Source organism: Gemella morbillorum (genome assembly GCF_900476045.1).
Classification (GTDB): Bacteria; Bacillota; Bacilli; order Staphylococcales; family Gemellaceae; genus Gemella; species Gemella morbillorum.
Window position 1 is genome coordinate 1,393,530 of record NZ_LS483440.1, and the last position, 22,940, is coordinate 1,416,469.

General features: G+C 31.2%; 19 protein-coding genes and 1 other annotated feature (1 of these 20 only partly in view). Of the genes, 7 read left to right on the top strand and 12 right to left on the bottom strand.

Annotated elements, in window-relative coordinates; genetic code table 11:
* Window positions 1-134: a binding site (T-box leader), on the top strand (it extends 100 nt beyond the left edge of the window).
* Between the two features lie 86 nt (window positions 135-220).
* Together metE and DQN46_RS06730 are read left to right on the top strand one after the other, a co-directional pair.
* Window positions 221-2,461 (top strand): 5-methyltetrahydropteroyltriglutamate--homocysteine S-methyltransferase, encoded by a 2,241-nt coding sequence (gene metE / locus DQN46_RS06725; protein ID WP_111743471.1) that lies wholly within the window; start codon window positions 221-223, stop codon window positions 2,459-2,461.
* A 10-nt stretch (window positions 2,462-2,471) separates the two neighbouring features.
* Window positions 2,472-4,313, top strand: a complete 1,842-nt coding sequence (locus DQN46_RS06730) for a bifunctional homocysteine S-methyltransferase/methylenetetrahydrofolate reductase (protein WP_111743472.1) — start codon at window positions 2,472-2,474, stop codon at window positions 4,311-4,313.
* Between the two features lie 58 nt (window positions 4,314-4,371).
* Here DQN46_RS06730 and DQN46_RS06735 read toward each other — a convergent pair whose 3' ends face one another.
* The 5 genes from DQN46_RS06735 to nrdG all read right to left on the bottom strand — a co-directional run bounded on the left by DQN46_RS06735 (window position 4,372) and on the right by nrdG (window position 10,967).
* The gene (locus tag DQN46_RS06735) at window positions 4,372-4,725 is read right to left on the bottom strand and encodes a YlbF family regulator (RefSeq protein ID WP_111743473.1); all 354 of its coding nucleotides are present in this window, start codon (window positions 4,723-4,725) and stop codon (window positions 4,372-4,374) included.
* 100 nt (window positions 4,726-4,825) lie between these two features.
* Window positions 4,826-6,850, bottom strand: a complete 2,025-nt coding sequence (locus DQN46_RS06740; RefSeq protein WP_111743474.1) for a glycosyltransferase family 39 protein — start codon at window positions 6,848-6,850, stop codon at window positions 4,826-4,828.
* Between the two features lies 1 nt (window position 6,851).
* Window positions 6,852-7,853 (bottom strand): glycosyltransferase family 2 protein, encoded by a 1,002-nt coding sequence (locus DQN46_RS06745; protein ID WP_004632758.1) that lies wholly within the window; start codon window positions 7,851-7,853, stop codon window positions 6,852-6,854.
* Window positions 7,854-8,044: 191 nt separating this feature from the next.
* Entirely contained in the window at window positions 8,045-10,195 is a 2,151-nt protein-coding gene (locus DQN46_RS06750; protein ID WP_111743475.1) for a YhgE/Pip domain-containing protein, read from the bottom strand.
* A 121-nt stretch (window positions 10,196-10,316) separates the two neighbouring features.
* Window positions 10,317-10,967, bottom strand: coding sequence for an anaerobic ribonucleoside-triphosphate reductase activating protein (nrdG, locus tag DQN46_RS06755; protein ID WP_111743476.1), 651 nt, complete (start codon window positions 10,965-10,967; stop codon window positions 10,317-10,319).
* Between the two features lie 142 nt (window positions 10,968-11,109).
* Here nrdG and pcp point away from each other — a divergent pair, with 142 nt between their 5' ends.
* On the top strand, window positions 11,110-11,757 hold the full coding sequence (gene pcp, locus DQN46_RS06760) for a pyroglutamyl-peptidase I (protein ID WP_004632761.1): 648 nt from the start codon (window positions 11,110-11,112) through the stop codon (window positions 11,755-11,757).
* Window positions 11,758-11,802: 45 nt separating this feature from the next.
* The gene (locus tag DQN46_RS06765) at window positions 11,803-13,164 is read left to right on the top strand and encodes an MATE family efflux transporter (protein WP_111743477.1); all 1,362 of its coding nucleotides are present in this window, start codon (window positions 11,803-11,805) and stop codon (window positions 13,162-13,164) included.
* 48 nt (window positions 13,165-13,212) lie between these two features.
* Here the strand turns inward: DQN46_RS06765 and srtB are convergent, their stop codons facing one another.
* From srtB to lplA, 3 genes are all read right to left on the bottom strand, one after another.
* Entirely contained in the window at window positions 13,213-14,010 is a 798-nt protein-coding gene (srtB, locus tag DQN46_RS06770; RefSeq protein WP_111743478.1) for a class B sortase, LPKTxAVK-specific, read from the bottom strand.
* Between the two features lie 93 nt (window positions 14,011-14,103).
* A complete protein-coding gene (locus DQN46_RS06775) occupies window positions 14,104-14,427 on the bottom strand; it encodes a heavy metal-binding domain-containing protein (protein WP_040461496.1) in 324 nt (107 codons plus the stop codon).
* 38 nt (window positions 14,428-14,465) lie between these two features.
* The gene (lplA, locus tag DQN46_RS06780; protein WP_111743479.1) at window positions 14,466-15,455 is read right to left on the bottom strand and encodes a lipoate--protein ligase; all 990 of its coding nucleotides are present in this window, start codon (window positions 15,453-15,455) and stop codon (window positions 14,466-14,468) included.
* 183 nt (window positions 15,456-15,638) lie between these two features.
* Between lplA and trpS the strand changes: the two genes are divergently transcribed.
* Entirely contained in the window at window positions 15,639-16,655 is a 1,017-nt protein-coding gene (trpS, locus tag DQN46_RS06785) for a tryptophan--tRNA ligase (protein ID WP_111743480.1), read from the top strand.
* A gap of 86 nt (window positions 16,656-16,741) precedes the next feature.
* Window positions 16,742-17,476, top strand: coding sequence for a DNA/RNA non-specific endonuclease (locus DQN46_RS06790; protein ID WP_111743481.1), 735 nt, complete (start codon window positions 16,742-16,744; stop codon window positions 17,474-17,476).
* A gap of 45 nt (window positions 17,477-17,521) precedes the next feature.
* On the opposite strand, the gene psiE is transcribed toward DQN46_RS06790, so the two are convergent.
* Window positions 17,522-17,923: a phosphate-starvation-inducible protein PsiE gene (gene psiE / locus DQN46_RS06795; RefSeq protein WP_111743482.1), complete on the bottom strand. Its 402-nt coding sequence runs from the start codon at window positions 17,921-17,923 to the stop codon at window positions 17,522-17,524.
* Window positions 17,924-18,070: 147 nt separating this feature from the next.
* Between psiE and DQN46_RS06800 the strand changes: the two genes are divergently transcribed.
* On the top strand, window positions 18,071-18,628 hold the full coding sequence (locus DQN46_RS06800; RefSeq protein ID WP_004632769.1) for a GNAT family N-acetyltransferase: 558 nt from the start codon (window positions 18,071-18,073) through the stop codon (window positions 18,626-18,628).
* A 67-nt stretch (window positions 18,629-18,695) separates the two neighbouring features.
* Here the strand turns inward: DQN46_RS06800 and lpdA are convergent, their stop codons facing one another.
* Genes lpdA through DQN46_RS06815 form a run of 3 tightly spaced genes read right to left on the bottom strand, consistent with a single transcriptional unit; the run spans window position 18,696 to window position 22,913 of the window.
* On the bottom strand, window positions 18,696-20,444 hold the full coding sequence (gene lpdA / locus DQN46_RS06805; RefSeq protein WP_111743483.1) for a dihydrolipoyl dehydrogenase: 1,749 nt from the start codon (window positions 20,442-20,444) through the stop codon (window positions 18,696-18,698).
* A 56-nt stretch (window positions 20,445-20,500) separates the two neighbouring features.
* On the bottom strand, window positions 20,501-21,889 hold the full coding sequence (locus DQN46_RS06810; protein ID WP_111743484.1) for a dihydrolipoamide acetyltransferase: 1,389 nt from the start codon (window positions 21,887-21,889) through the stop codon (window positions 20,501-20,503).
* A gap of 31 nt (window positions 21,890-21,920) precedes the next feature.
* Complete coding sequence (locus DQN46_RS06815; RefSeq protein WP_004632772.1) at window positions 21,921-22,913, bottom strand: alpha-ketoacid dehydrogenase subunit beta; 993 nt, start codon at window positions 22,911-22,913, stop codon at window positions 21,921-21,923.
* Window positions 22,914-22,940 lie beyond the last annotated feature (27 nt).

Genomic DNA, 22,940 nt, shown 5'->3' on the forward strand with positions numbered 1-22,940 from the left:
TTTAATTATCGAGCGATAGTTAGATAATTACGCACAAAACAGCGTTAAAATTTTAATGAGGTGGAAAGAGTTAAATAATTTTAGACTGTTCCATAAAATAAGGTGGTACCACGTATAAAACGCACGTCCTTAGACAATATTAGATTATTGTTTAAGGGCGTTTTTATTTTTATAATTCTATAACATATACAAAAATTTTAAATTTCAGGAGGAAAGATTAATGACAAGAATTTCAAGTTTAGGTTACCCACGTTTAGGGGAAAAAAGAGAATGGAAAAAATTGATAGAAGGATATTGGGCTCGCAATGTTCGCCAAAATGAACTATTTGAGGAAGCTGGAAAGTTACGTCGTGAATTTATCAAAAAACAATTTGATGCTGGCTTAGATTTAATTCCAGTTGGTGATTTTTCATTATATGATCATATTTTAGATTTATCAGTTCAATTCAACATTATTCCAAAACGTTTTGAAGAAAGAGAAGTCGATGTAGACTTGTTCTTTGATATCGCTCGTGGTAACAAAGATAATGTTGCATCTGCATTGAAAAAATGGTTTAATACAAATTATCACTATATCGTGCCAGAATGGAAAGATATTAACCCTAAATTAAATAATACTCGCCTTCTTGACTTATATAAAGAAGCAAAAGAAATCATAGGAGATAAAGCAAAGCCGGTTATTACTGGACCTATTACATATGTTGCTTTATCAAGTGGATTAGACGAAGGCGAACTTGAAAAAGCTGTAGATAAATTAGTTCCACTTTATACACAAGTATTCAAAGAATTAGTTGATGCTGGGGCTACTTATATTCAAGTAGATGAACCAATTTTCGTTACTGATGAAGGAAAAAACTACATAGAGCTAGCTCATAAAGTTTATAATCATTTCAATAATGAAGTAAATGCTAAATTTATCTTCCAAACTTATTTTGAAGCTCTAGTTGAAGCTAAAGAACTTGTAGATTTACCTGTTGCATTTGGATTAGATTTTGTTCACGGTAGAGAAGAAAATTTAGCTAATATAAAAGCTGGGTTATTCAAAGATAAAGAAGTTTTTGCTGGGGTTGTTGATGGACGTAATGTTTGGAGTAATGACTTCGTAGATAGTTCTGCATTATTAGAAGAGCTTAAATCAAATGTTGCTGAATTAGTAATCCAACCTTCTTGTTCACTTCTGCATGTTCCAGTTACAACAAAAAATGAAACAGAATTAGAAGAAACTTTACTAAATGGTTTAGCCTTTGCTGATCAAAAACTAGTAGAACTTAACTTGCTAGCGAATAAATTAGACGGTAAAGAAGATGCAGCCTATGAAAAACATGTTAATGATTTTAATAAGTTACAATCAGCTGATTTTAGAAACCTTGAATTAGAATCAATCGACAACGTTCGTTCGACTCGCCTATCTGATTATAAAGTTCGTCGTGAAGTTCAAAATAAAAAATTCAATTTACCATTATTACCAACAACTACTATTGGATCATTCCCTCAATCTAAACAAGTACGTCTTCAACGTGCATTATGGAAAAAAGGTGAATTATCTAATGAAGAGTATGAAAAATTCATTGAGGATGAAATTGCACGTTGGATAAAAATTCAAGAAGATCTTGATATCGATGTATTGGTTCATGGTGAATTTGAACGTACAGATATGGTTGAGTTCTTTGGTCAACGTTTTGCAGGATTTGCTTCTACAAAATTTGGTTGGGTTCAATCGTATGGTTCTCGTGGAGTAAAACCACCAATCATTTATGGAGATGTTAAACATGTTGAAGCTGTAACTGTTAAAGAAACTGCCTATGCTCAAAGTCTAACTAATCGTCCTGTAAAAGGTATGTTGACTGGACCAGTTACGATACTAAACTGGTCATTTGAAAGAACTGATATTTCTAAAGCAGAAATTTTCAATCAAATAGCTATTGCTCTTAAAAATGAAATTGATCTTCTAGAAAAAGCTGGAATTTCAATTATCCAAGTTGATGAACCTGCTATTCGTGAAGGATTACCTCTAAGAGATAATAAGAAAGAACAATATCTTGAAGAAGCAGTATTCTCATTCCGTTTAGCTACTTCATCAGTAAAAGATGAGACACAAATTCATACACATATGTGTTATTCTAATTTCGACGAAATAATTGATTCTATCCGAGCTTTAGATGCTGATGTTATTTCTATCGAAACTAGTAGAAGCCACGGGGAATTAATCTCTGCATTCGAAACAGCAATTTATCCTTTAGGTATCGGTCTTGGAGTTTATGATATCCACTCACCTCGCGTGCCAACTAAAGAAGAAATCCGTACTAATATCTTACGTCCTCTTCAAAAATTATCTAAAGAACAATTCTGGATTAACCCTGATTGTGGATTAAAAACTCGTGCAGAAAAAGAAACAATTGAAGCATTAGAAGTTTTAGTTGAGGTAACTAAAGAAATAAGAAATGAACTTTCCGCTAAATAGGAGGGTTTATATGAGAAATTTATTAGAGAGATTAGAAAAAGATGTACTCGTAGCTGACGGAGCTATGGGTACAGCTCTCTATGGTAACGGCTTAGAAAGTTGTCATGAATATAATAATATTTCTAATCCAGATTCTGTAGAGAAAATCCATAGAGCTTATATTGAAGCAGGGGCTGATATTATTCAAACAAATACCTATGCTGCCAAAAAATGTCAATTAAAAACTTATGGTTATGAAGATAAATTTGAAGAAATTAATATTAGAGCGGCTGAAATAGCACGTAAGGCTGCTGGGCAAGACACTATTGTTTTCGGTACTATCGGTGCAATTCGTGGTCTTCGCGAATGCGAGCTAACGCTAGAAACTATTGTCAAGGAAACACTTGATCAAGTAAAAGTACTTCTATCAACCGATAAAATCGATGCATTATTGTTTGAAACATATTATGATCAAGAAGAAATTCGTGCAGTATTAACTGAAGCAAGAAAGCTAACTAACCTACCAATTATCACTAATATTTCATTATTAGAAGCAGGTATTACTCAAAATGGTGAAAAAGTAACAGATGCCTTAAGTACTCTTGTTAATTTAGGTGCTGATGTTGTTGGACTAAATTGCCATTTGGGTCCATATCATATGATAAAGAGTCTAAAACAAGTTCCTTTGTTTGCTCAAAGTTATTTATCAGCTTATCCTAACGCCAGTTTATTACAATTAACTCAAACCACACATGGTAACGAATATCGTTTTAGAAAAAATTCTGCATACTTTGAACAAAGTGCTAAGCTATTAGTTGAAGAAGGTGTCAGATTAATTGGTGGTTGTTGTGGTACTACCCCTGAGCATATCCGTGCGATAAAACGAGGTATTAAAAATCTAAAACCGATAAGAAGAAAAATAATCACTCCTCTTCCTGCAGAAGAAGAGCTTATTCGAGTAGCAAATAATAATCCTACAATTGTAGATAAAGCAAAAAAACAGGTCACTATAATTGCCGAATTAGATCCACCAAAACATCTAAATATAGATACGTTTATTGAGGGGGCAAAAGCTATAGATAAGAAAAATATTGAAGCTATAACTTTGGCAGATAATTCTTTAGCAAGTACTAGAATTTGTAATTTAGCTACAGCTGCTTTATTAAAAGAGCATATTACTACACCTACCTTGCTACATTTGACATGTCGGGATCATAACCTTATCGGCTTACAGTCTCGACTTATGGGATTTGATCTTCTTGGTATCAATAATATACTTGCCATTACAGGTGATCCAAGTAAGCTGGGAGATTTCCCTGGAGCTACTAGCGTATATGATGTAACTAGCCTTAAATTAATACCCTTTATTAAACAACTTAATGATGGACTTGGATACAATGGTGCATCACTTAAGAAAGTTACCAACTTTACAGTTGCTGCGGCATATAATCCAAATGTTCGAGATTTATCAAAAACAAAACGATTAGTTGAGAAAAAAATTAAGTCCGGTGCTGATTACTTTATTACTCAACCTGTTTTTGAATCAGATAAAATTGTACAATTAGCAGAGTTTGTCGCTGATTATCCTGATACACCGTTCTTCTTAGGAATTATGCCTATTACTAGTTATAATAATGCTATTTTCCTACATAATGAAGTCCCAGGAATCAAATTGTCAGAAGATTTTTTAGCCAAACTAGAAAAGGTAAAGGATGATAAAGCACTTTGTCAAAAAGTAGCTTTAGAAGAAAGTAAAAAACTACTTGATGTCGCATTAAAACACTTCAATGGAATTTATTTAATAACTCCATTTACAAAATATGATCTTACTATTGAATTAATAGATTATATAGAAAAAAATAAGACTAAATAAAATATTAAATGTATATAAATAAAACCTAGATAGATTTTACACTATCTAGGTTTTACTATTATTTATTTCCATATTTTTCGAAAAGCTCATCTAATGGTTTATACATTATTTTGTTTAAATCTTCAATTAAAAATTGTAATTTTTGTTGAGCATGTACAAACTCTAAGAATTTAGCATTTTCCATTAATTTTTGTTGAATTTCTTCAAATACTTGTAATTCTTCTTCTGTTGGTTGTGCTCCTGTTTGAGCACTCTCCATTAATTCTTTTTGTTTACCTACAAATTCTGTATACAATGAATTAGCTTCTTCATCTGCGTATAATCCTTCTGACGCCGCTACTGAAGCTTTATACTCGTCACTTTCCCTTAATGCTCTTTCAAATTCATTTGCTTTATCATAAATATTTACCATAGTTATATACCTCCTTATCTGTATGAATTTATTATATCACAGTTTTATCTCCTTTAACAATTAAAATTTTGATTTTATCATTTTTCCTATTGTCTTTATATTAATACCACCATAATTTTTGATAACGATGGCCTATCTGTAGAGATAAATCTTTTCTATTTTGATCTGCTCCATTGATATAGAGCTTCCCTGCGGTATACATATCTATCATTTCGTTAGGAACACTTGATATTACGATACTTCCATTGTTGTCACTTTCTATTTGCGAGAATCTCACACCATAATCTCCTGCTGGAAGGTCATCAAAATACCAACGAAGTGTATAAGTCTGAAGCGGGATTTCCCAATATAATTCTCTATATATAAACTCATGCTCACGCACTACTTTATTATCTTTTTTATCTATAATTTCAACTTTGTATTTTGAATTATTTTTTTCATCATAAGATGATATATATCCTCTAACATAGTTAAAACTGCGTGTGGCTTTGAATGTTTGCTCTACTTCTGTATCCCTATTCACACGAACAATTCCATCTCGAAGATAATTATCTGTTGCATAAATACTTATTCCATTGATAACACGAGAATCATAGTCTAAATTCATTGAATATGATGGTCGTAAGAAGCTATCACTTCCTATTTGTAGTGAGAATACTATAGCAAATGCTATATATAATTTTTTCTTATATTTATCAAAAATCGTTGTTTCATATCTTTCAGCAAACAATATTAGACCTTTTGCTCCTAAGATAAAAATAATTGGCATCCATGCATAAACATAACGTGGTTTAGCTTCCCAAATTAAATGGAACATAAATACTCCAAAAATAATAATTTGGAATAAGAAACACGATGTTATATATTCTTTTCTTCTCTTATAAATATAATATACCATCCCAAATAAAATAACTACATATATCATCTGTGAGATATAAATGAAGAAGCTATTATTACTACCATAGAATAACTGCCATAAAAATCCATCTCCATCTCGTAATGCACGCGTACCATTCGTATAATTTATCGTACCATCACTCCAATTACCACGAATTTTTAAAACAAACATTAATAAATTCAAGAAGAAAGGACGATGCGTCAGTCGATTGAATAATAGACCAAAGTCATCCGCAGCTTTATTCTGACTTAAATACGTAAATTGGAAATCTTGCCAGTTATAACTTCCTCCCTGAATACTCATTCCCATCATAACCCAGTGAAGCATTGGGAATCTATATCCAGCATCTTGGAAGAAACCATAATGATTCCATAACATATCAAAACCTTTGCCAAAAACTACAAAAGATATTCCAAATGTAACTATAAGTAATAGCAAATTTTTATACCATTTGAAAAATAATAAGTAAACTATCAGTGCTGGGATAATAATTATTATGTTTGATCTTAAGTTCCAACCAAAAGCTACAATTACCGCAACAGCTATAATATGTTTACTTCTAAAAATAAAACTTCCATCAGATGGAATCAAAACATAAATAATAAGAGCTACTAATATAACCATCAAACTATCAGAATAGTAAAATAAACTATACATTTGGAATGGAATATATACTAGCATTAAACCTAAAATTATAGTTTGTTTTTGTTTTGACAATAGTTTCCCTGCTGTTTTAAATGTTAAATACATCGTTGCAGAAGTAATTGCAAAGCAGAAAATATGTAATGTCCATATTTCTGATATATGAAGGTATCCAGCAATTCTATAAAGCCAATATAGAATTATAGTAGGATTAATATTATTAGGATAAACTAAAAAATATCTCTCTCCAGAAAATTTACCATAATTCAGCATATAGTGTGCTTCATTTTCAATCTCTGCTCCATCAGAAAAATTCAATGTATCCATCGATAATATAATTGCCTGAAAAACCAAGTAAACTAAAACTATAATCCTATTATATTTTTTTAATCCTTGTTCATTTGTTGCTAATATCTTTTTTACAATATAAATAAAAATTATAAAAAATACTGGTACACCTAATAATAGTGCTAAAGGATTTAATATACGTTCATACACAAAAGGTGCTACATATGCCCAAATTAATGCTACCGCAAATAGTGAGATAAAAGCATATGAAAATACATTATGTAATATTCTTCTCATATTATCCTCTATCCTTTCTATTTAAATAATTTGCAAATAATATTGGAGACATATTTATCATAGCTTTACTAATAAAAGTATCGCTTTCAAAATAATTCTTTTTAGATTTTATAAGCTCAAGCAATTTTTCCTCTCCTGCCATATCATCGTGCATTCGCAATACATCAAAAAATAAATATCCACATAAAAGGTTTAAACTATTCTCATAGCTTTTACCTGCTTTAAATTCTTCTATTTTTTCTGTTGCCAACATTATTCTTCGTGTTGAAGCATCAATCATCGCTTGATTACGAACAGTTTTTTCTTCTTTTAATTCTATATATCCTACACGTGAACTTTGACATACTTTCCCAGCTATATCAAAAGTTTTTAATTTAAAATATAGATTCTCAAGAGATAACATGTCTTCTTGAAATCTTAAATTATAGACATCAAGAAACTTTTTCTTAAACATACATGATGTCAAATTATAATCTAAATCACTCTTAAATTGTTTAATCTCTTCTTCTAAATACTTTTTACCTGTTACGACTGCTTCACCTAAAATATTACTATAATTGTCTCTCGTCAAAATAGCTATATCTAAACTTTTATCAATTACAAGACCATATAAATTTTCAATATAATCAGGTTTTAGTCTAATATTTTCTTCTAAAAAAACAACGTATTCACCTTTGGCAAATTCTAAAGCACAATTTTTAGCTGATGAATTTGATCCAAGTTGTTTCTTTATATAATTTAGTCTGCTGCTATCATAAGTTGAAATGAATTCTTCTACTTCTGTACTTGATGAATCATCTACAACAATAATTTCAAATTCTTGAAAACTTTGTTTAAGAATATTCTCCAAAATTGATTTTAATCTAGTTATATTTCTAAAGGCAGCTATAACCACCGTTACTTTTGTTTTATTGGTTGTTTTTATTTTTTTTACTAATATTTCTTTTCCTAAAAGCATTGTATCTAAAAAAATGTCTTTAGTTCTATCTAGTGTTTTTGTCATAATTTTTCCTCTATACATTAGGATTTATATTCTAATAATTATATCATAAAAAATATATTTTTTCATTTGTTAACTGGTTGTTCATATACTTATATAGACCAAATCTAATTAGTTATAATATATAATCCATTTTTAATAATAAAAAAAACTCTTAAAGTACATAGTTATAATACTTTAAAAGTTTTTTTGTTTTACAAGAATAATTTTGATTTTTCTCGCTCAGCGCTTAATTTTTTAGAGCGAGATTTTAAATGAACTAAAATAGTACCGCTTATCAACGTTATTACTATACCAATTAGTAATATTTTCATATCTCGTTGGGCTGCTGGTATATATACTCCACCTACCGCTTCTCTTAACAATCCTATTGAATAAGTAAATGGTATTTTAGGATATAATGCTTGGAAAAAGCTCGAAGTCATTTGAATTGGGAAGGTTCCTCCTGAACTTCCTAATTGAAGCACCAACAATATAATACAAATAGCTTTTCCTACATTTCCTAAAAGGTGTACTATAGTATATATGATAGACGAAAATAAGGCCGATATTAATAAACCATAAAAAACAAATCTATATGGCGACACTGCTTGTGTCCCAAGGACATACATATCTCCTAGTGTAATTACCAATGTTTGAAACAATGATATTACTAAAAATAGTATCCAACGTCCAAAATACTTCTCACATGGTTTATATTTACCTTCTTCATCTTCCACTTTTGTAGTTAATAACGATGACATAAGTAGTGCTCCAACCCATATTGATAACACTGTATAAAATGGAGTCATTGCAGAACCATAATTTTTAATATGGTACAATTTATTCTCACTAAGCTGAACAGGATTTGCAAAAAATTCTGCTTGTTGTTTATAGTCTACTTTCAATAAATTAAACAACATATTTGTATTTGTTCCTGCTTCTGCCTTTTTAATCTCTTCGGTTAGCTTTTTAATTTTTCCTTTTGCTTCTGGTAATTCTTTTTGTATAGTTATTAACTTAGCATGAGCTCTTTGAATTTTCACCTCTGTACTTAATATCTTTGCTTCTACTTCTGGTAGTTCATTTTGAGCTCCTATAATTAGCTTAGAGATTTCATTAATATTTATATCTGCTTTAGTTAACACTTTAGCAACTAGCGGAGCAATATCGTCATTCAACCTGTTATCTATATTTGTTGATATTTCGTTAATACGTTTTGTTCTATCAACAAAATCTTTCTTAATATCATCTGCTATTTCATCATAGTTATCTATATTAGTATAAATTTTATTATTTACTTCTTTAACTTTAGTTAAATCATTTTCCAATGTATTGATCTTATTTAATTGATTTTGAAGTATGTTCTCTCCTGATAATTCATTTAAATACTCAAAAATGTTTTTTACAACACGTAGTCTTTCTTCTGCCGCTTCTAGTCGAGTATTTAACAACTTCAGTTTTTCTTTTATTTCTTCTACATTATCTGGTTTACTTTGAATTTTTTGAGCAAGACTATTTGCTTCTCCTGAAACATCTTCTACAACTTTTAAATGATTGCTAATTAGAGGCAGCAATTTCTCATTAAAACTTTGTATATTATTAATTGTTATATCAGCCTTATCTGCTAACATAATACTATTGGTAGCAAATCTATCAATATCCGGCAAAGCCTGTTGAATAGTATTAAGAATCTTTTGTCCCTGTTCAGTCTTACCTATTAGTTCAGATACAACATTTTCGTAATTTGAGAAATTATCGTTTAATTTAAAAATCTCTTCCTTCATCTTCTCTATTGAAGGTAAATTTTGTTCAAATTTAATTCCAGCCTCATGTAACTTCTCAAAAATAACACCATTAGCTATTTCTACGAAAGATTTGCTGATATTATTCGCAATCGCTGAAGCTCCACTATTTGTTATTTTTGGACTTATAGCATTTATTTTTTCATTAACAGTATACTCAATAGTAGCCTTCTTAGGAAATCCTCGACTTACGGATGTTAAATCTTCACTAAAATTTTTAGGAATCACTATACTTGCATAATAATCTCCTATTCTCACACCTTCTTCAGCTTCTTGTTTATTGCTAACAAACTGCCAATCAAGGTTTTTATTGTTTTTTAGCCCTTCTACCAAATTCTCTCCTAGATTGACTTTTTGTCCGCTCACCTCAGCACCACTATCTTCTGTAACTACTGCAACTTTTATATTATTGGTATGACCATATGGATCCCATGCTGAAAGTATATTTGGCCATGCATACATTGAAGGTAATAGAATTAGACCAATTATAACTATCCACGTCCTTGTTTTTCGAAAAATCTCCCTTATATCATTTTGAAAAATTTCTATAATATTTTTCAAACTACAAGACCCCTTTCATTCAAAAATATTAGAGATATTATATATCTCTAAATGGTGATACTCTATTTTAGCAAAAAAGACATCTATTGTCAAAATACTTTCACTAATTAAATTAAAGTTGCTATTCTAAATACAAAACAACATTTTCTCTAGTTGATTTTTTTAAATCTATTATTCGTTGATTACTGCTACCTCTAAAACGCAAGCTTAAGTCTTTTAAAAAAATCATAAATGGTCCATCTACCAAAACATCACATAAGGATAGCAATTCTTTTTTATCTTCACTTCCGTTTAAAAGTTGTTCATAAGTATAACCACTATAAACCCAGATATCTTTTTCATATCCAAACTCTTCTCGTACTCTTTTGGCTAAAGAAACTGCAACTTGTGTATTTAAAAAGGGTTCTCCTCCAAGAATAGTTAAACCTTGAACATATGTATGTCTTAAGTCATCTATTATTTTATCTTCCACTTCTTTTGTGTACTCTTGCCCTACATTAAAATTTTGAATACTTTCGTTAAAACATTCTTTGCATGCAAACAAACAACCACTTAAATATATTGAACACCTTATGCCTTCACCATCTACAAACTGAAACGGTTTGTAATCTGCATATTTTTTCTTTGAATAATTAGCCGCAATCCAAAAATCTTGAGGGTCTTTATATGTCTTAATAAGACATGTTGGTTTATCTATATTTTTTTTAGTATCACTATATTCAGACATATCTATTGTCTTAAATATTGTTCTTAATTTTTCTTCTCTTGACATTTTATCACCCCTGTTTAATTATAATATCACTTTTAAAAATCAATTACCAATTTTTTATGAAGTATTTTAAAAATCACTATTTTAAATTTTAGAAAACTGCTTTATAATAAGTATATCACCTAAAATAACGAGGAATTTTAATATGCGTATTCTTATTACGGGATTCGATAGCTTCGGTGGAGAAAATATCAATCCTTCTAATCTTGCAATTAATAAATTGCCTAATAAATTAAAAAATATAGAAATTAAAAAAGTGACTTTGCCTACTGTGTTTAAAGAATCTTCAGCCATTCTTGAAGAGAATATATATAGCTTTAATCCACATATTGTTATTTGTGTTGGCCAGGCTGGTGGACGTGATAAAATTACAGTTGAACGTGTTGCTATAAATATCGATGATGCACGTATAGCAGATAACAAAAATAATTCGCCTATAGATGAACCTATCCGTAAAGATGGGGAAACTGCTTATTTTTCTACTCTTCCTATTAAGGCTCTTGTAGCTGAGTTAACAAAAAATAATATTCCAGCTGCTATTTCTAATACTGCTGGCACATTTGTTTGTAATCATATTATGTATGAAACTCTTTACTTATCAAAAACAAAATTCAATAATATTTCTGCTGGTTTTATACATATTCCCTATATTAGAGAACAAGTTAAAAATAAACCAAATACCCCTTTTATGGAACTTGAAATGATAATAGATGCACTAAAAATAATTATTGAAACTTCTGCTGAATTTTATCAAAGAAATGATATAAAAATAACTGGCGGATATGAACATTAATTCTTTAATATATCCCAAAAATAGAAATCTAACTAGGAGGCTTTTGTGAAAAATTCTACAATAGAAAATCCACTTGGTATTAAGCCAATAAAAAAATTACTTATATCTTTTGCTTGGCCAGCAATAACAGCAAATATAATAAACGCATTATATAGCATTGTTGATCAAATCTTTATCGGGCAAGGAGTTGGTTATTTGGGGAATGCAGCAACTAACATAGCTTTCCCTATAACTACTATATGCCTTGCTCTTGGTCTTATGATTGGTATTGGCGCAGCCGCTAATTTCAACCTAGAACTTGGTCGAGGAAATCCAGAAAAAGCTAAAGCTGTTGTTGGAACATCCGTAACATCACTATTTATTATAGGTGTTATTTTAACAATTTTAATTCATATATTTTTAGAACCACTTATGTACGCTTTTGGTTCTACTGATGAAATATTACCCTATGCAAAAACATTTGCTGGTATTTCTTCTTTAGGTATCCCTTTTTTACTTCTGTCAATTAGTACCAACCCAATGGTTCGTTCTGATAATAGTCCGAAGTATTCTATGTACGCCATAGTATGGGGTGCCGTTTTAAATATTATTCTAAATCCCATTTTTATTTTTGGATTTGGATGGGGAATTGCTGGTTCTGCTTGGGCTACTGTTATTAGCCAATTTATATCAGCAGCAATACTATTATTTTATTTTCCTAGATTTAAGAGTGTTAAATTCCATAAGGAAGATTTTAAACCTAAGTTTTCATTATTAAAAATATCTATAGCTTTAGGAATGACATCATTTGTTTTTCAAGGTTCTAGTATGATTATTCAAATTGTAACTAATAACTTACTTAATACCTATGGTTCACAATCTATTTACGGTAATGATATACCTATTGCAGTAGCTGGAATTGTAGCCAAAGTTAATATAATATTTGTTTCTATAATTATCGGTCTCGTCCAAGGAGCTCAACCTATTTTTGGTTTCAACTATGGAGCAAAAGATTACAATCGTGTACGTGAAACTATGCACTATATGATGAAATACGCGATAATTATCTCTGTAGTATTCTTTTCAATATTTGAGCTATTTCCTAAACAAATTGTTGCTGCCTTTGGTAATGGTAACGAACTATATTTTGAATTCGCTGTTAAATATATGAGATTTTTCTTATTATTTACTTTTATCAACGGTATTCATATTTCTAGTTCAACATTTTTTTCTGCTATTGGTAAACCCAAAATTGGTGTTACAGTAGCACTTACTAAACAAATGATTATTTTATTGCCTATGTTATTAACATTATCTCATTTCTTTGGGATTGATGGTATAATATATGCCACACCTATAACTGATATTTGTGCATTTAGTGTTTCATTATTTTTCTTAACTAGAGAATTCAGACGCATGCCAAAATAAACACAAAAATAGTCTATAGTTTTTTAAAACTATAGACTATTTTTCTTATTATCTTGTTGCTACATATTTAAGATCATCTTTGTGTTTTGCCAAGAAATCATTCATTTCATTATCTGGGATTAGACGAAGATATAGATTTGAACGAATTGTTTCATCTTCTTCACGGCAAGTTGACAATACAAGATACTTATCATTTCCTTTTAATTGGACATTATCATTTTTAGTTCTAGCATCTTTCTTAACATTTGTTAATTGTTTTAGGAAATCTTCATCATTTTCGAAATCTAAACGGTAAAATGATGTTGTTTCTGGAACAATTGTTAAGAACGCTACTTCATAATAATATTTTCTTTCTGGAGTCTCAATCACAACATATTTGTGCTGATCCATAAACTCTTGTTTATCATAAAAATTCACGTCATTAAACATACGATTGTCTCCAACCTTACTTCCACGCGCGTGACCAAATAACCAAGTTAATCTGTCACCAAAGTTTTTATTATTATCAGCATCCATAAATACTGTACCTAGGTAAGGAACCATTTTCCCTTCAAAAGTTTTATCTAAATATGTTTCGTTATCATTAGTTTGAACAACAGGCTCATCTAATTTTGTTCCTGGAGCATAAACGTACGCCACTACTTCATTATTAATCTTAGATAAATCAGCAAAACGTTTTGTTAAATATTCTTTTTCTTCTGCGCTTACTTTATACGTTGCTTGTGATGAATTTGAATTAGAATTATCGTCTTTACTACATCCTGATACAGATACAGCAGAAACCACCAAAGCAATTGCTAATAGTAAGGTAGAAAAAATCTTTTTAAAATTAAATACTTTTTTCATTGTATTTTCCCCTCATATTTTAGTTTACTTCTTTGTATTATACACTATATTTTTTATTTTTTCTATTAATTTTGTATATATAGTTTTAAATTCTTATCTAACAACTACTGCTGTTCCTGTTACAGTAACAAGCAACATGTTACTTCCGTTATTTCCAAGACCATCAAAATCAATTCTTATCCCAATAACAGCATTCGCTCCCATAGCCTCTGCTCGCTCTTCTAATTCTTTTAATGCTAGAAGTCGCGCTTGAATAATTTCATCTTCATATCCTTGAGAACGTCCTCCAAAAAAATTACGAAGACCTGCTCCAATATCTTTTATAAAGTTAATTCCAGCTACTACTTCCCCAGTAGCAAGTCCTTTATACTCCACTATTTCCATACCTGGAACATCTTGTGTTGTTGTAATTATCATGTTAATTCCTCCCATTTTATAATTTTTTATATTTATAATTAGTCAACTAGAATATCTATTACCTCTTCTAGTGTTGCTCCTAAGAAGTATGAATTGATATCTATTTGCTCTAGTACTTTCTGAATATCTTCTTTTTGGTATTTTACCCCTACCAATTTCTTAGCAATATCTTCAACATCCATCACTCCAAAGAAATCTCCAAAGAACTTAATACTCGTAATAGCACCTTGCTCTACCATAATGTTAGCTTCAATTTTACCTGTTTTAAGCCTTCTATTACGCTTAATATTGAAATCTGGATTTTTTCCATATACCCAATCCCAAGAGTTGTTTTTTTCTTCTTGTATTGCTAAAATAGCTTTTTCATCTTCTTCAGTAGCAACAAAGTCAGTCATTTCATATTTTTCACTCATATATTTTTTAAGTGCTACTACGAAATCTGCTACTGTCATTTCTTGATTAGGTAAGTGATTTTTAATGTTTGTAACTCTTGAACGAACTGATTTGATACCTTTTGACTCAATTTTATCTTTTGATACTTTTAAAGCATTTGCTAATACTGAAGTATCAACATCAAACATTAAACATCCATGATGCATAATACGTCCTGAACGAACATATTGTGCATTTCCACAGAATTTTTGTCCGTCTATTTCAAGGTCATTACGTCCTGTAAACTCAGCTTTTACGCCTAATGAAGCCAATGCATCTATAACTGGTTGTGAAAATGATTTAAAATCAAACTCTTCTCCGCTGCGTCCATTAGAAATAATAGTATAATTCAAATTATTTAAATCATGATAGACAGCTCCTCCACCACTTACACGACGAACTATTTTTATATCATTGTCTTCACAGAATCTTTGGTTAACTTCTTCTGTTGTATTTTGGTTTTTACCTACTACTATACATGGTGAATTTATCCATAACATAAAAACATCATCTTTCTTAGCAAGCTCATTAAATGCATAAAGCTCTAACGCTGTATTGTAGCGTGGATCATTACTTTTTGATTCTATATATATCATTTTATTCTCCTTAGTTTATAAAACTTATTTCTTTATAATTTATTATAATACAAAAAGCATTTTTCATAAACAAAAATACTTTTATTTTTCATAAAAGAATTGAACTTTTCAAACAAACTTAGCTTATATTATGATATAATAAAAGGATAATTAGAAAAATACTTTAAAGGAGTTCCTCTATTTATGACGAAAATTATTTTAACTGGTGATAGACCAACTGGAAAACTTCATTTAGGTCACTATGTTGGCTCTTTAAAAAACAGAGTTGCTTTACAAAATGAAAAAGATACCGATATTTTTATTATGATTGCCGATCAACAAGCTCTTACTGATAATGCTGATAACCCTGAAAAAGTTATTCAAAACATTACAGAAGTTGCTTTAGACTATTTAGCTGTTGGTATTGATCCAACTAAGTCTACTGTCTTTATTCAATCACAAATTCCACAGCTTGCTGAATTGTATATGTATTATATGAACTTAGTAACAGTATCAAGACTTCAACGTAACCCTACTGTTAAACAAGAAATAAATGATAAAAAATTCGGAGAAAGCATACCTGCTGGATTCTTCACTTATCCAGTTAGTCAAGCAGCTGACATAACTGCATTTAAAGCTACGCACGTGCCAGTAGGAGAAGATCAAAAACCTATGCTTGAACAAACACGTGAAATTGTTAGAGACTTCAATAGAACTTATAACAAAGAAGTTCTTGTCCTTCCGGAAATAGTACTTCCTCCAAAAAATCACGCACGTCTTGTAGGAATCGACGGACAAGGTAAGATGAGCAAAAGTCTTAACAATGGTATCTATCTAGGAGATAGTGAAGAAAATATCAAAGCTAAAATCATGAAAATGTACACTGATCCTAATCACATTCGTGTTGAAGATCCTGGGCAAGTTGAAGGAAATGTTGTCTTCACATACTTAGATATTTTTGATCCACGTACTGACGAAGTAGCTGAACTAAAAGAACACTACAGACGTGGTGGCCTTGGCGATATGAAACTTAAACGACGTCTTAACGAAGTTATGCAAGAGTACTTACGCCCAATTAGAGAGCGTCGCGAGGAATTCGCAAAAGATAAAGCTGAAGTATATAATATGCTAAAAGCTGGTAGTGAAAAAGCAGAAAAAGTTGCTGCTGCTACACTTGATGATGTAAAAGATGCAATGGGAATTAATTATTTTAAAAAATAAATTTTATTACACTATAAGGTAATCAACCTCCAATAAAGGATGTAAATTATTTAATATTTTATGTAATAAATTATTAAGGAGATACTATGGCTAAAAGAAGAAAAAAACAGTTTTCTCTATTCTCAATAATTTCAATTTTAATAATTATTCTTATCTCACTTATCATAAGTCGATATACCTTTAATAAAGGTAATTCTACTACGTCATTCCAAGAAACATCAACTATTCCTCAAGATGTTATTAAGTCACTAACTGCTCCAAGTGAAAATGAAGCAAATGATAATACTAAATATAAGATTTTAAACAATAACAATCCATATTTTAGTAAAGAGGATTTATCTACAACATCTTTTGAAAATTACAGTCCACTAGATAGTCTAGGACGTGTCGGACAAGCCAATGGCATTATTGGTGTAGAACTTATGCCTACTGATCGTCGTGGAGAAATAGCACATATTCGTCCTAGTGGTTGGCAAAGTAACAGAGGTAGTCATATCTATGATCGTTGTCACCTTATTGCATTTCAACTAGCTGGCGAAAATGATAATAATAGAAATTTAATGACTGGAACAAGATTTATGAATCTCAACATGATTCCTTTTGAAAATGAAGTTGCAGATTATGTTAAAAAAACAAAAAAACATGTTCGTTATCGTGTTACTCCTGTATTTAAAGATAACGATCTTGTTGCTCAAGGCGTTATTATGGAAGCTATGTCTGTAGAAGATAACGGAGCAAGTGTAAAGTACAATGTCTTTATCTACAACTTCCAAAAAGGGGTAGTAATTGATTATAAAACTGGAAAATATACTACAAAATAACAAAATAGACTTTGGAGTCAAAAATGACTTCAAAGTCTATTTTCATTAATTTTTCTTTATAAATTTTTCAGCTATAGCTAAACTTATTACTAGCAATAAAATTGCTCCTGACCATATTAAGACACTATATGGATTATCATGTTGAACAATTATAAGTCTTACTATTGCTGTTATACCTATATAAATGAAATACCTCAATGGAAAATGATAATTATTTTTGAAATATTTCACTATCAACGCTACAAACTCAAAATATAAAAAGAATACTACAATTTCTTCAATAAAGTTTTGATAACTTCCTTGTGAAGTTAAAAATTTCATCCCTTCATTAAAGATTTCTTTTGCTTCTATCAATAAACCAAATGATAATAAAATCCCTATTATAAGCAATCCAAGGTTCATTACCCATAAAAATATATTTGATATGTTTTTAGCAAATTTATCCATCACACTCTCCTTTAATATTTTCTGTAATAAATTTAACATAAACTAAATTATATGTCATTTTATCAGCTCATATCTTCTTTTTTTCTGGGCATATCTTTTATCTTTTATTTATTTTAATGGTAAAATAGTAACAGATTGGAGATTTTTATGATAGAACTAAAATATATAAAAAAAGAAAATTTAGAAGAATTATATAATGTTATTTATACCTCTGAAAATCCTGAGTGGAGTAAATATAACGCACCATATTTTAATGAATATAAATTTATAGATTTTGATGTTTTTCTTTTAACTAATCATCATGAATTTTATCTTAGCGATAGATGCTGTGGAATTTTTGTTAATAATAAATTAATTGGCATTGTAACACGTCATTGGGAATGTTTTGCTACACGTTGGTTAGAAATCGGTATTATTATTTATGATGAATCTTACTGGTCTCGTGGAATTGGACAAAAAGCCCTAAAAAAATGGATAAAAGATTGTTTTATCAAATACCCCGAGATTGAACGAGTAGGTCTGACGACATGGAGTGGTAATCATGGAATGATGCGTCTTGCTGAAAAATTGGGATTAATTCTTGAGGGAAGACTTCGCAAAGTTAGGTACTATAATGGTACTTATTATGATTCAGTAAAATACGGAATACTGCGTGAAGAGTTTTTTAATATCCAAGTTGAAAATGAGCATTCTAATAAATTATAATAACTTTAACCTTACAAAAAGCGACTAACATTGTGTTAGTCGCTTTTCTCTTATATTTAAACTTATACTATTTTGTTTTTTTCTTAGGTGCATGGATACACATATCGATGCAATCAGCCATAGCTTCGTATAATGCTTCTGAGTATGTTGGGTGTCCATGAATTATATCCATTACATCATCAATAGTCATTTCAGTTTGGATTAATGTAGAACCTTCGTTGATGATTTCCGCAGCAACTGGACCTACAATATGAATACCTAAAATTTCTCTATACTTAGTATCCATAATTACTTTTACAAATCCTTCACCTTGATTAGATGCCAATGAACGTCCGTTAGCAGCAAAGTTAAATCTACCAACTTTAACATCATATTTTTCACGTGCTTGGTCTTCAGTTAAACCAACCATAGCAATCTCTGGGTGTGTATAAATTGCTGCTGGTGTAGATTTAAGATCAACTCTCTTAGAATGACCCATTGCATTTTCAGCTGCAACTTCTCCCATCTTGAATGCTGCATGAGCTAACATCTTAGTACCATTGATATCTCCTGGTGCATAGATTCCTTTAATAGATGTTTCCATGTACTCGTCAACTTTAACACGTCCACGTTCCATTTCAAATTTATCTGCTAATTCACCTAGACATGTATTATCTGGAACACGTCCGATAGATAGTAATACTTTATCAGCAACTACATCTTCTTTACCTTCAACTTTTACTACTACTTCGTGACCTTTATCAATGATTTCTAATAATTTAGTTGAAGTAAGTACATTAATACCTTGTTTTCTAAATTGTTTTTCTAATGCTACAGACGCATCTTTATCCATATTAGCGATTAGTCTATCTGCCATTTCAACGATAGTAACTTTAGAACCAAATGTAGCAAATGCTTGCCCTAATTCAGAACCAATTACTCCACCACCGATTACAGCTAATCTTGATGGTACTTCTTTAATGTCTAAGAATTCATCACTTGTAAGAACTTTTTCACTGTCCATACCTGGAATATTAATTCTACTTACTTTAGAACCTCCAGCTAAAATTACTCTATCAGCGTCAATTGTTGTGTGCTCGTCAACAACAACTTTTTTATCAGCTGTAAGTTGTCCAACACCATTGAATACTTTAACTCCGTAAGATTTAAGTAATCCTGCTACTCCACCAGATAATGTTTTAGATACTTTATCTTTAACTGCTACAGTTTTCTCCATGTCAACTGTAAATGCATCATTTACAAGTTTAATACCACGGTCTTTTGCAGAACGAATGTAGTTAATAATTTCTGCATTGTGTAAGAATGTTTTTGTTGGAATACATCCACGATTTAAGCATGTTCCACCTAATTCACGATTTTCTACTAATGCTACTTTTCCACCTAATTGAGCTGCTTTAATCGCCGCTACATATCCTGCAGGTCCACCACCAATTACAGCTACGTCATATTCACCACGACGTTCACGTTTTAGCAATACATCTTCTTTTTTAGTTTCAGGAACTTTAACGTCTGCTGCTACTTCTTTTACTACTTCTTGAGCTACTGCAGTTGCACCATCTGCTCCAGAAACTTCTTCTCCAGGTTGTCCAATCCATGCTATAGTTTGAACTACAGGTACAGTTGACCCAGCTGGATAAAGAATTTTTAATAAAGTTCCGCTAGCTTCAGCCTCAACTTCCATATTAACTTTGTCAGTTACGATTTCTAGTAGGACTTCTCCTTCTTTTACTTCGTCACCTTCTTGCTTAAACCATTGTACGATTTCGCCTTCTTCCATTTCACTTCCGGCTTTTGGCATAATAACTTCTACTGCCATATTATAATCACTCCTTAATACACTTTATCTTGTTTTCTTCTATTATTATATCATTATTAGATTAGTAATGATAGTGGATTTTCGATAGCTTCTTTCAGAGTCTTCATGAATTTAGCTCCTTCTAATCCGTCAACTACACGGTGATCTGCTGTTAATGTTAATGTCATAATAGGTCTTACAGTGATTTCACCATTTAATACTACAGGTTTTTGAACTGTAGCACTTACTCCTAAAATTGCTGTGTTAGGTTGGTTGATAATCGGCACGAAGCTCTTAACTCCATACATACCTAAGTTACTGATTGTAAATGTTGAATCTGCCATTTCATCTGGTTTTAATTTACCAGCAAGAGCTTTTGTTGTAATTTCTTTAGAAGCTACTACAAGCTCTTTTAGACTCATCTTATCAGCACCTTTAATTACTGGTACTACTAACCCACTATCCATACCTACTGCAATTGATAAGTTAACGTAGTGGTGTAGATACATTTCTTTTTCATCACTTGATAATGAAGCATTCACATATGGGTGTTTCATTAATGATTTAATTACTGCTAATGAAATGAAGTCTGTAACTGTTGCTTTTTTACCAGTTTCTTCGATAATTGCATCAACAACTTTTTTACGTAATGCTAATAGTTCAGTCATATCAACTTCTACATTAACAACAAACGTTGGTGCACTAAAGTAAGATTCACTCATACGTTTAGAAATAACTTTACGCATTGGTGACATTGGTACTGTTTCAACAACACCCCATTGATTTTCGTTTGGCTCTTTAACAGATTTTTTGCTAGGAGCTGCAATTTCTTCTTTCTTAGCTGGAGCTGCTTTTGGAGCTCCATTAAGTACTGAAAGAATATCAGCTTTCATAACCTTACCATTAGGTCCTGTTCCTACTATACTCTCAGCATTAATTCCTTCCATTTGCGCTATACGTGCTGCAAGTGGTGAAATTTTAACTTTAGAGTTAAGTTTATATTCTAATACATCATCTTTATGGATACGACCTTTAGATCCTGTTCCTTGAACTTTAGATAAATCAATTCCTTTTTTACGCGCATATGCTCTTGCAGCTGGTGTTGCACGAATACCAGAATAGTCTACCACTTCAACTTCTTTTACAGGTGTGTAGTCAACTTTTTTCTCAACTATTGTTTCAGCTGGCGCAACTTCTCCTGTTTCGCTAGCACCTGGAATAGCTTCACCTGGTTCACCTATCCAAGCAATTGTTTTAACAACTGGTACAACATCTCCTGCTTGAGCTAAAATTTTTAATAATGTTCCGCTAGCATCAGCTTCAACTTCCATATTTACTTTGTCTGTTACAATCTCTAAAAGGACTTCTCCTGCTTCGACATGGTCTCCTTCATTTTTAAACCATTGTACGATTTCGCCCTCTTCCATTTCACTACCGGCTTTTGGCATTATAACCTCTACTGCCATGTTTTATTCACATCCTTCGCTAACTATATTTTTATTTTTTATTTACAGCTTTTTTAATTGTTGCTTTGATGTCTTCAACATCAGGTACAACTAATTTTTCTAAGTTTTTAGCTGATGGAATGTTAGTGTCGGCTCCTGCAACACGGTAAATTGGGCTATCTAAGAAATCAAATGCATCACTTTCTGCGATACGTGCAACGATTTCTCCTCCAAATCCACCAGTTTTGAATGAGTCGTGACATACTACTAATTTTCCTGTTTTTTGTACAGATTTAACTATTAAGTCTGTATCTAATGGTACTAATGTAATTGGGTCTACTACTTCTACTGAGATTCCTTCTTGTTTTAATTCTTCTGCAGCTTGTAAACTACGTTCTAACATTCTTCCCCAAGATACTAATGTTACGTCAGTACCCTCAGCTTTGATATCACCTTTTCCAATTACACCAACTTTACCTAATTCCACCTCACCTTTACGTCCAAATAACGCTTTAGGCTCGATGTAGATAACTGGGTTGTTATCTCTGATTGCAGCTCTTAAGATTGAGTAAACATCTCCTGCAGTACCTGGTGCTACTACTTTAAGACCTGGAATGTGACAGAACCATGCTTCTAAAGCTTTACAGTGTTGAGCAGCCGCTCCAGTTCCAGAACCAGATGCACAACGATAAGTAACTGGCACTTGAACTTCTCCACCTAACATATAACGCATTGGTGCTGCTTGGTTAACGATAGCATCCATACCAATTGTTACGAAGTCCATAAATGTTACGTCTACGATTGGACGCATACCTACTGATGCTGCTCCAGCCGCAGCTCCACAAATTGCAGCTTCACTAATAGGTGTGTCGATAACACGTTCAGAACCAAATTCTTCCAACATACCTACTGTTGTACCGAAGTCCCCTCCGAAAATACCTACATCTTCACCCATTAAAAATACATTTTCATCTTCACGCATTTCGTGAGTCATAGCTTCTTTTATGGCTTCACGAATTGTCATAATTTTTGTTTCTTTAGTCATAACTATTTATCTCCTATTATATAAAAT

Bases quoted from the DNA above. Each gene is read 5' to 3' on its own strand.
- metE (WP_111743471.1), top strand. From the start codon at position 221: ATGACAAGAATTTCAAGTTTAGGTTACCCACGTTTAGGGGAAAAAAGA.
- DQN46_RS06730 (WP_111743472.1), top strand. From the start codon at position 2,472: ATGAGAAATTTATTAGAGAGATTAGAAAAAGATGTACTCGTAGCTGAC.
- DQN46_RS06735 (WP_111743473.1), bottom strand. From the start codon at position 4,725: ATGGTAAATATTTATGATAAAGCAAATGAATTTGAAAGAGCATTAAGG.
- DQN46_RS06740 (WP_111743474.1), bottom strand. From the start codon at position 6,850: ATGAGAAGAATATTACATAATGTATTTTCATATGCTTTTATCTCACTA.
- DQN46_RS06745 (WP_004632758.1), bottom strand. From the start codon at position 7,853: ATGACAAAAACACTAGATAGAACTAAAGACATTTTTTTAGATACAATG.
- nrdG (WP_111743476.1), bottom strand. From the start codon at position 10,967: ATGTCAAGAGAAGAAAAATTAAGAACAATATTTAAGACAATAGATATG.
- pcp (WP_004632761.1), top strand. From the start codon at position 11,110: ATGCGTATTCTTATTACGGGATTCGATAGCTTCGGTGGAGAAAATATC.
- srtB (WP_111743478.1), bottom strand. From the start codon at position 14,010: ATGAAAAAAGTATTTAATTTTAAAAAGATTTTTTCTACCTTACTATTA.
- DQN46_RS06775 (WP_040461496.1), bottom strand. From the start codon at position 14,427: ATGATAATTACAACAACACAAGATGTTCCAGGTATGGAAATAGTGGAG.
- lplA (WP_111743479.1), bottom strand. From the start codon at position 15,455: ATGATATATATAGAATCAAAAAGTAATGATCCACGCTACAATACAGCG.
- trpS (WP_111743480.1), top strand. From the start codon at position 15,639: ATGACGAAAATTATTTTAACTGGTGATAGACCAACTGGAAAACTTCAT.
- DQN46_RS06790 (WP_111743481.1), top strand. From the start codon at position 16,742: ATGGCTAAAAGAAGAAAAAAACAGTTTTCTCTATTCTCAATAATTTCA.
- psiE (WP_111743482.1), bottom strand. From the start codon at position 17,923: ATGGATAAATTTGCTAAAAACATATCAAATATATTTTTATGGGTAATG.
- DQN46_RS06800 (WP_004632769.1), top strand. From the start codon at position 18,071: ATGATAGAACTAAAATATATAAAAAAAGAAAATTTAGAAGAATTATAT.
- lpdA (WP_111743483.1), bottom strand. From the start codon at position 20,444: ATGGCAGTAGAAGTTATTATGCCAAAAGCCGGAAGTGAAATGGAAGAA.
- DQN46_RS06810 (WP_111743484.1), bottom strand. From the start codon at position 21,889: ATGGCAGTAGAGGTTATAATGCCAAAAGCCGGTAGTGAAATGGAAGAG.
- DQN46_RS06815 (WP_004632772.1), bottom strand. From the start codon at position 22,913: ATGACTAAAGAAACAAAAATTATGACAATTCGTGAAGCCATAAAAGAA.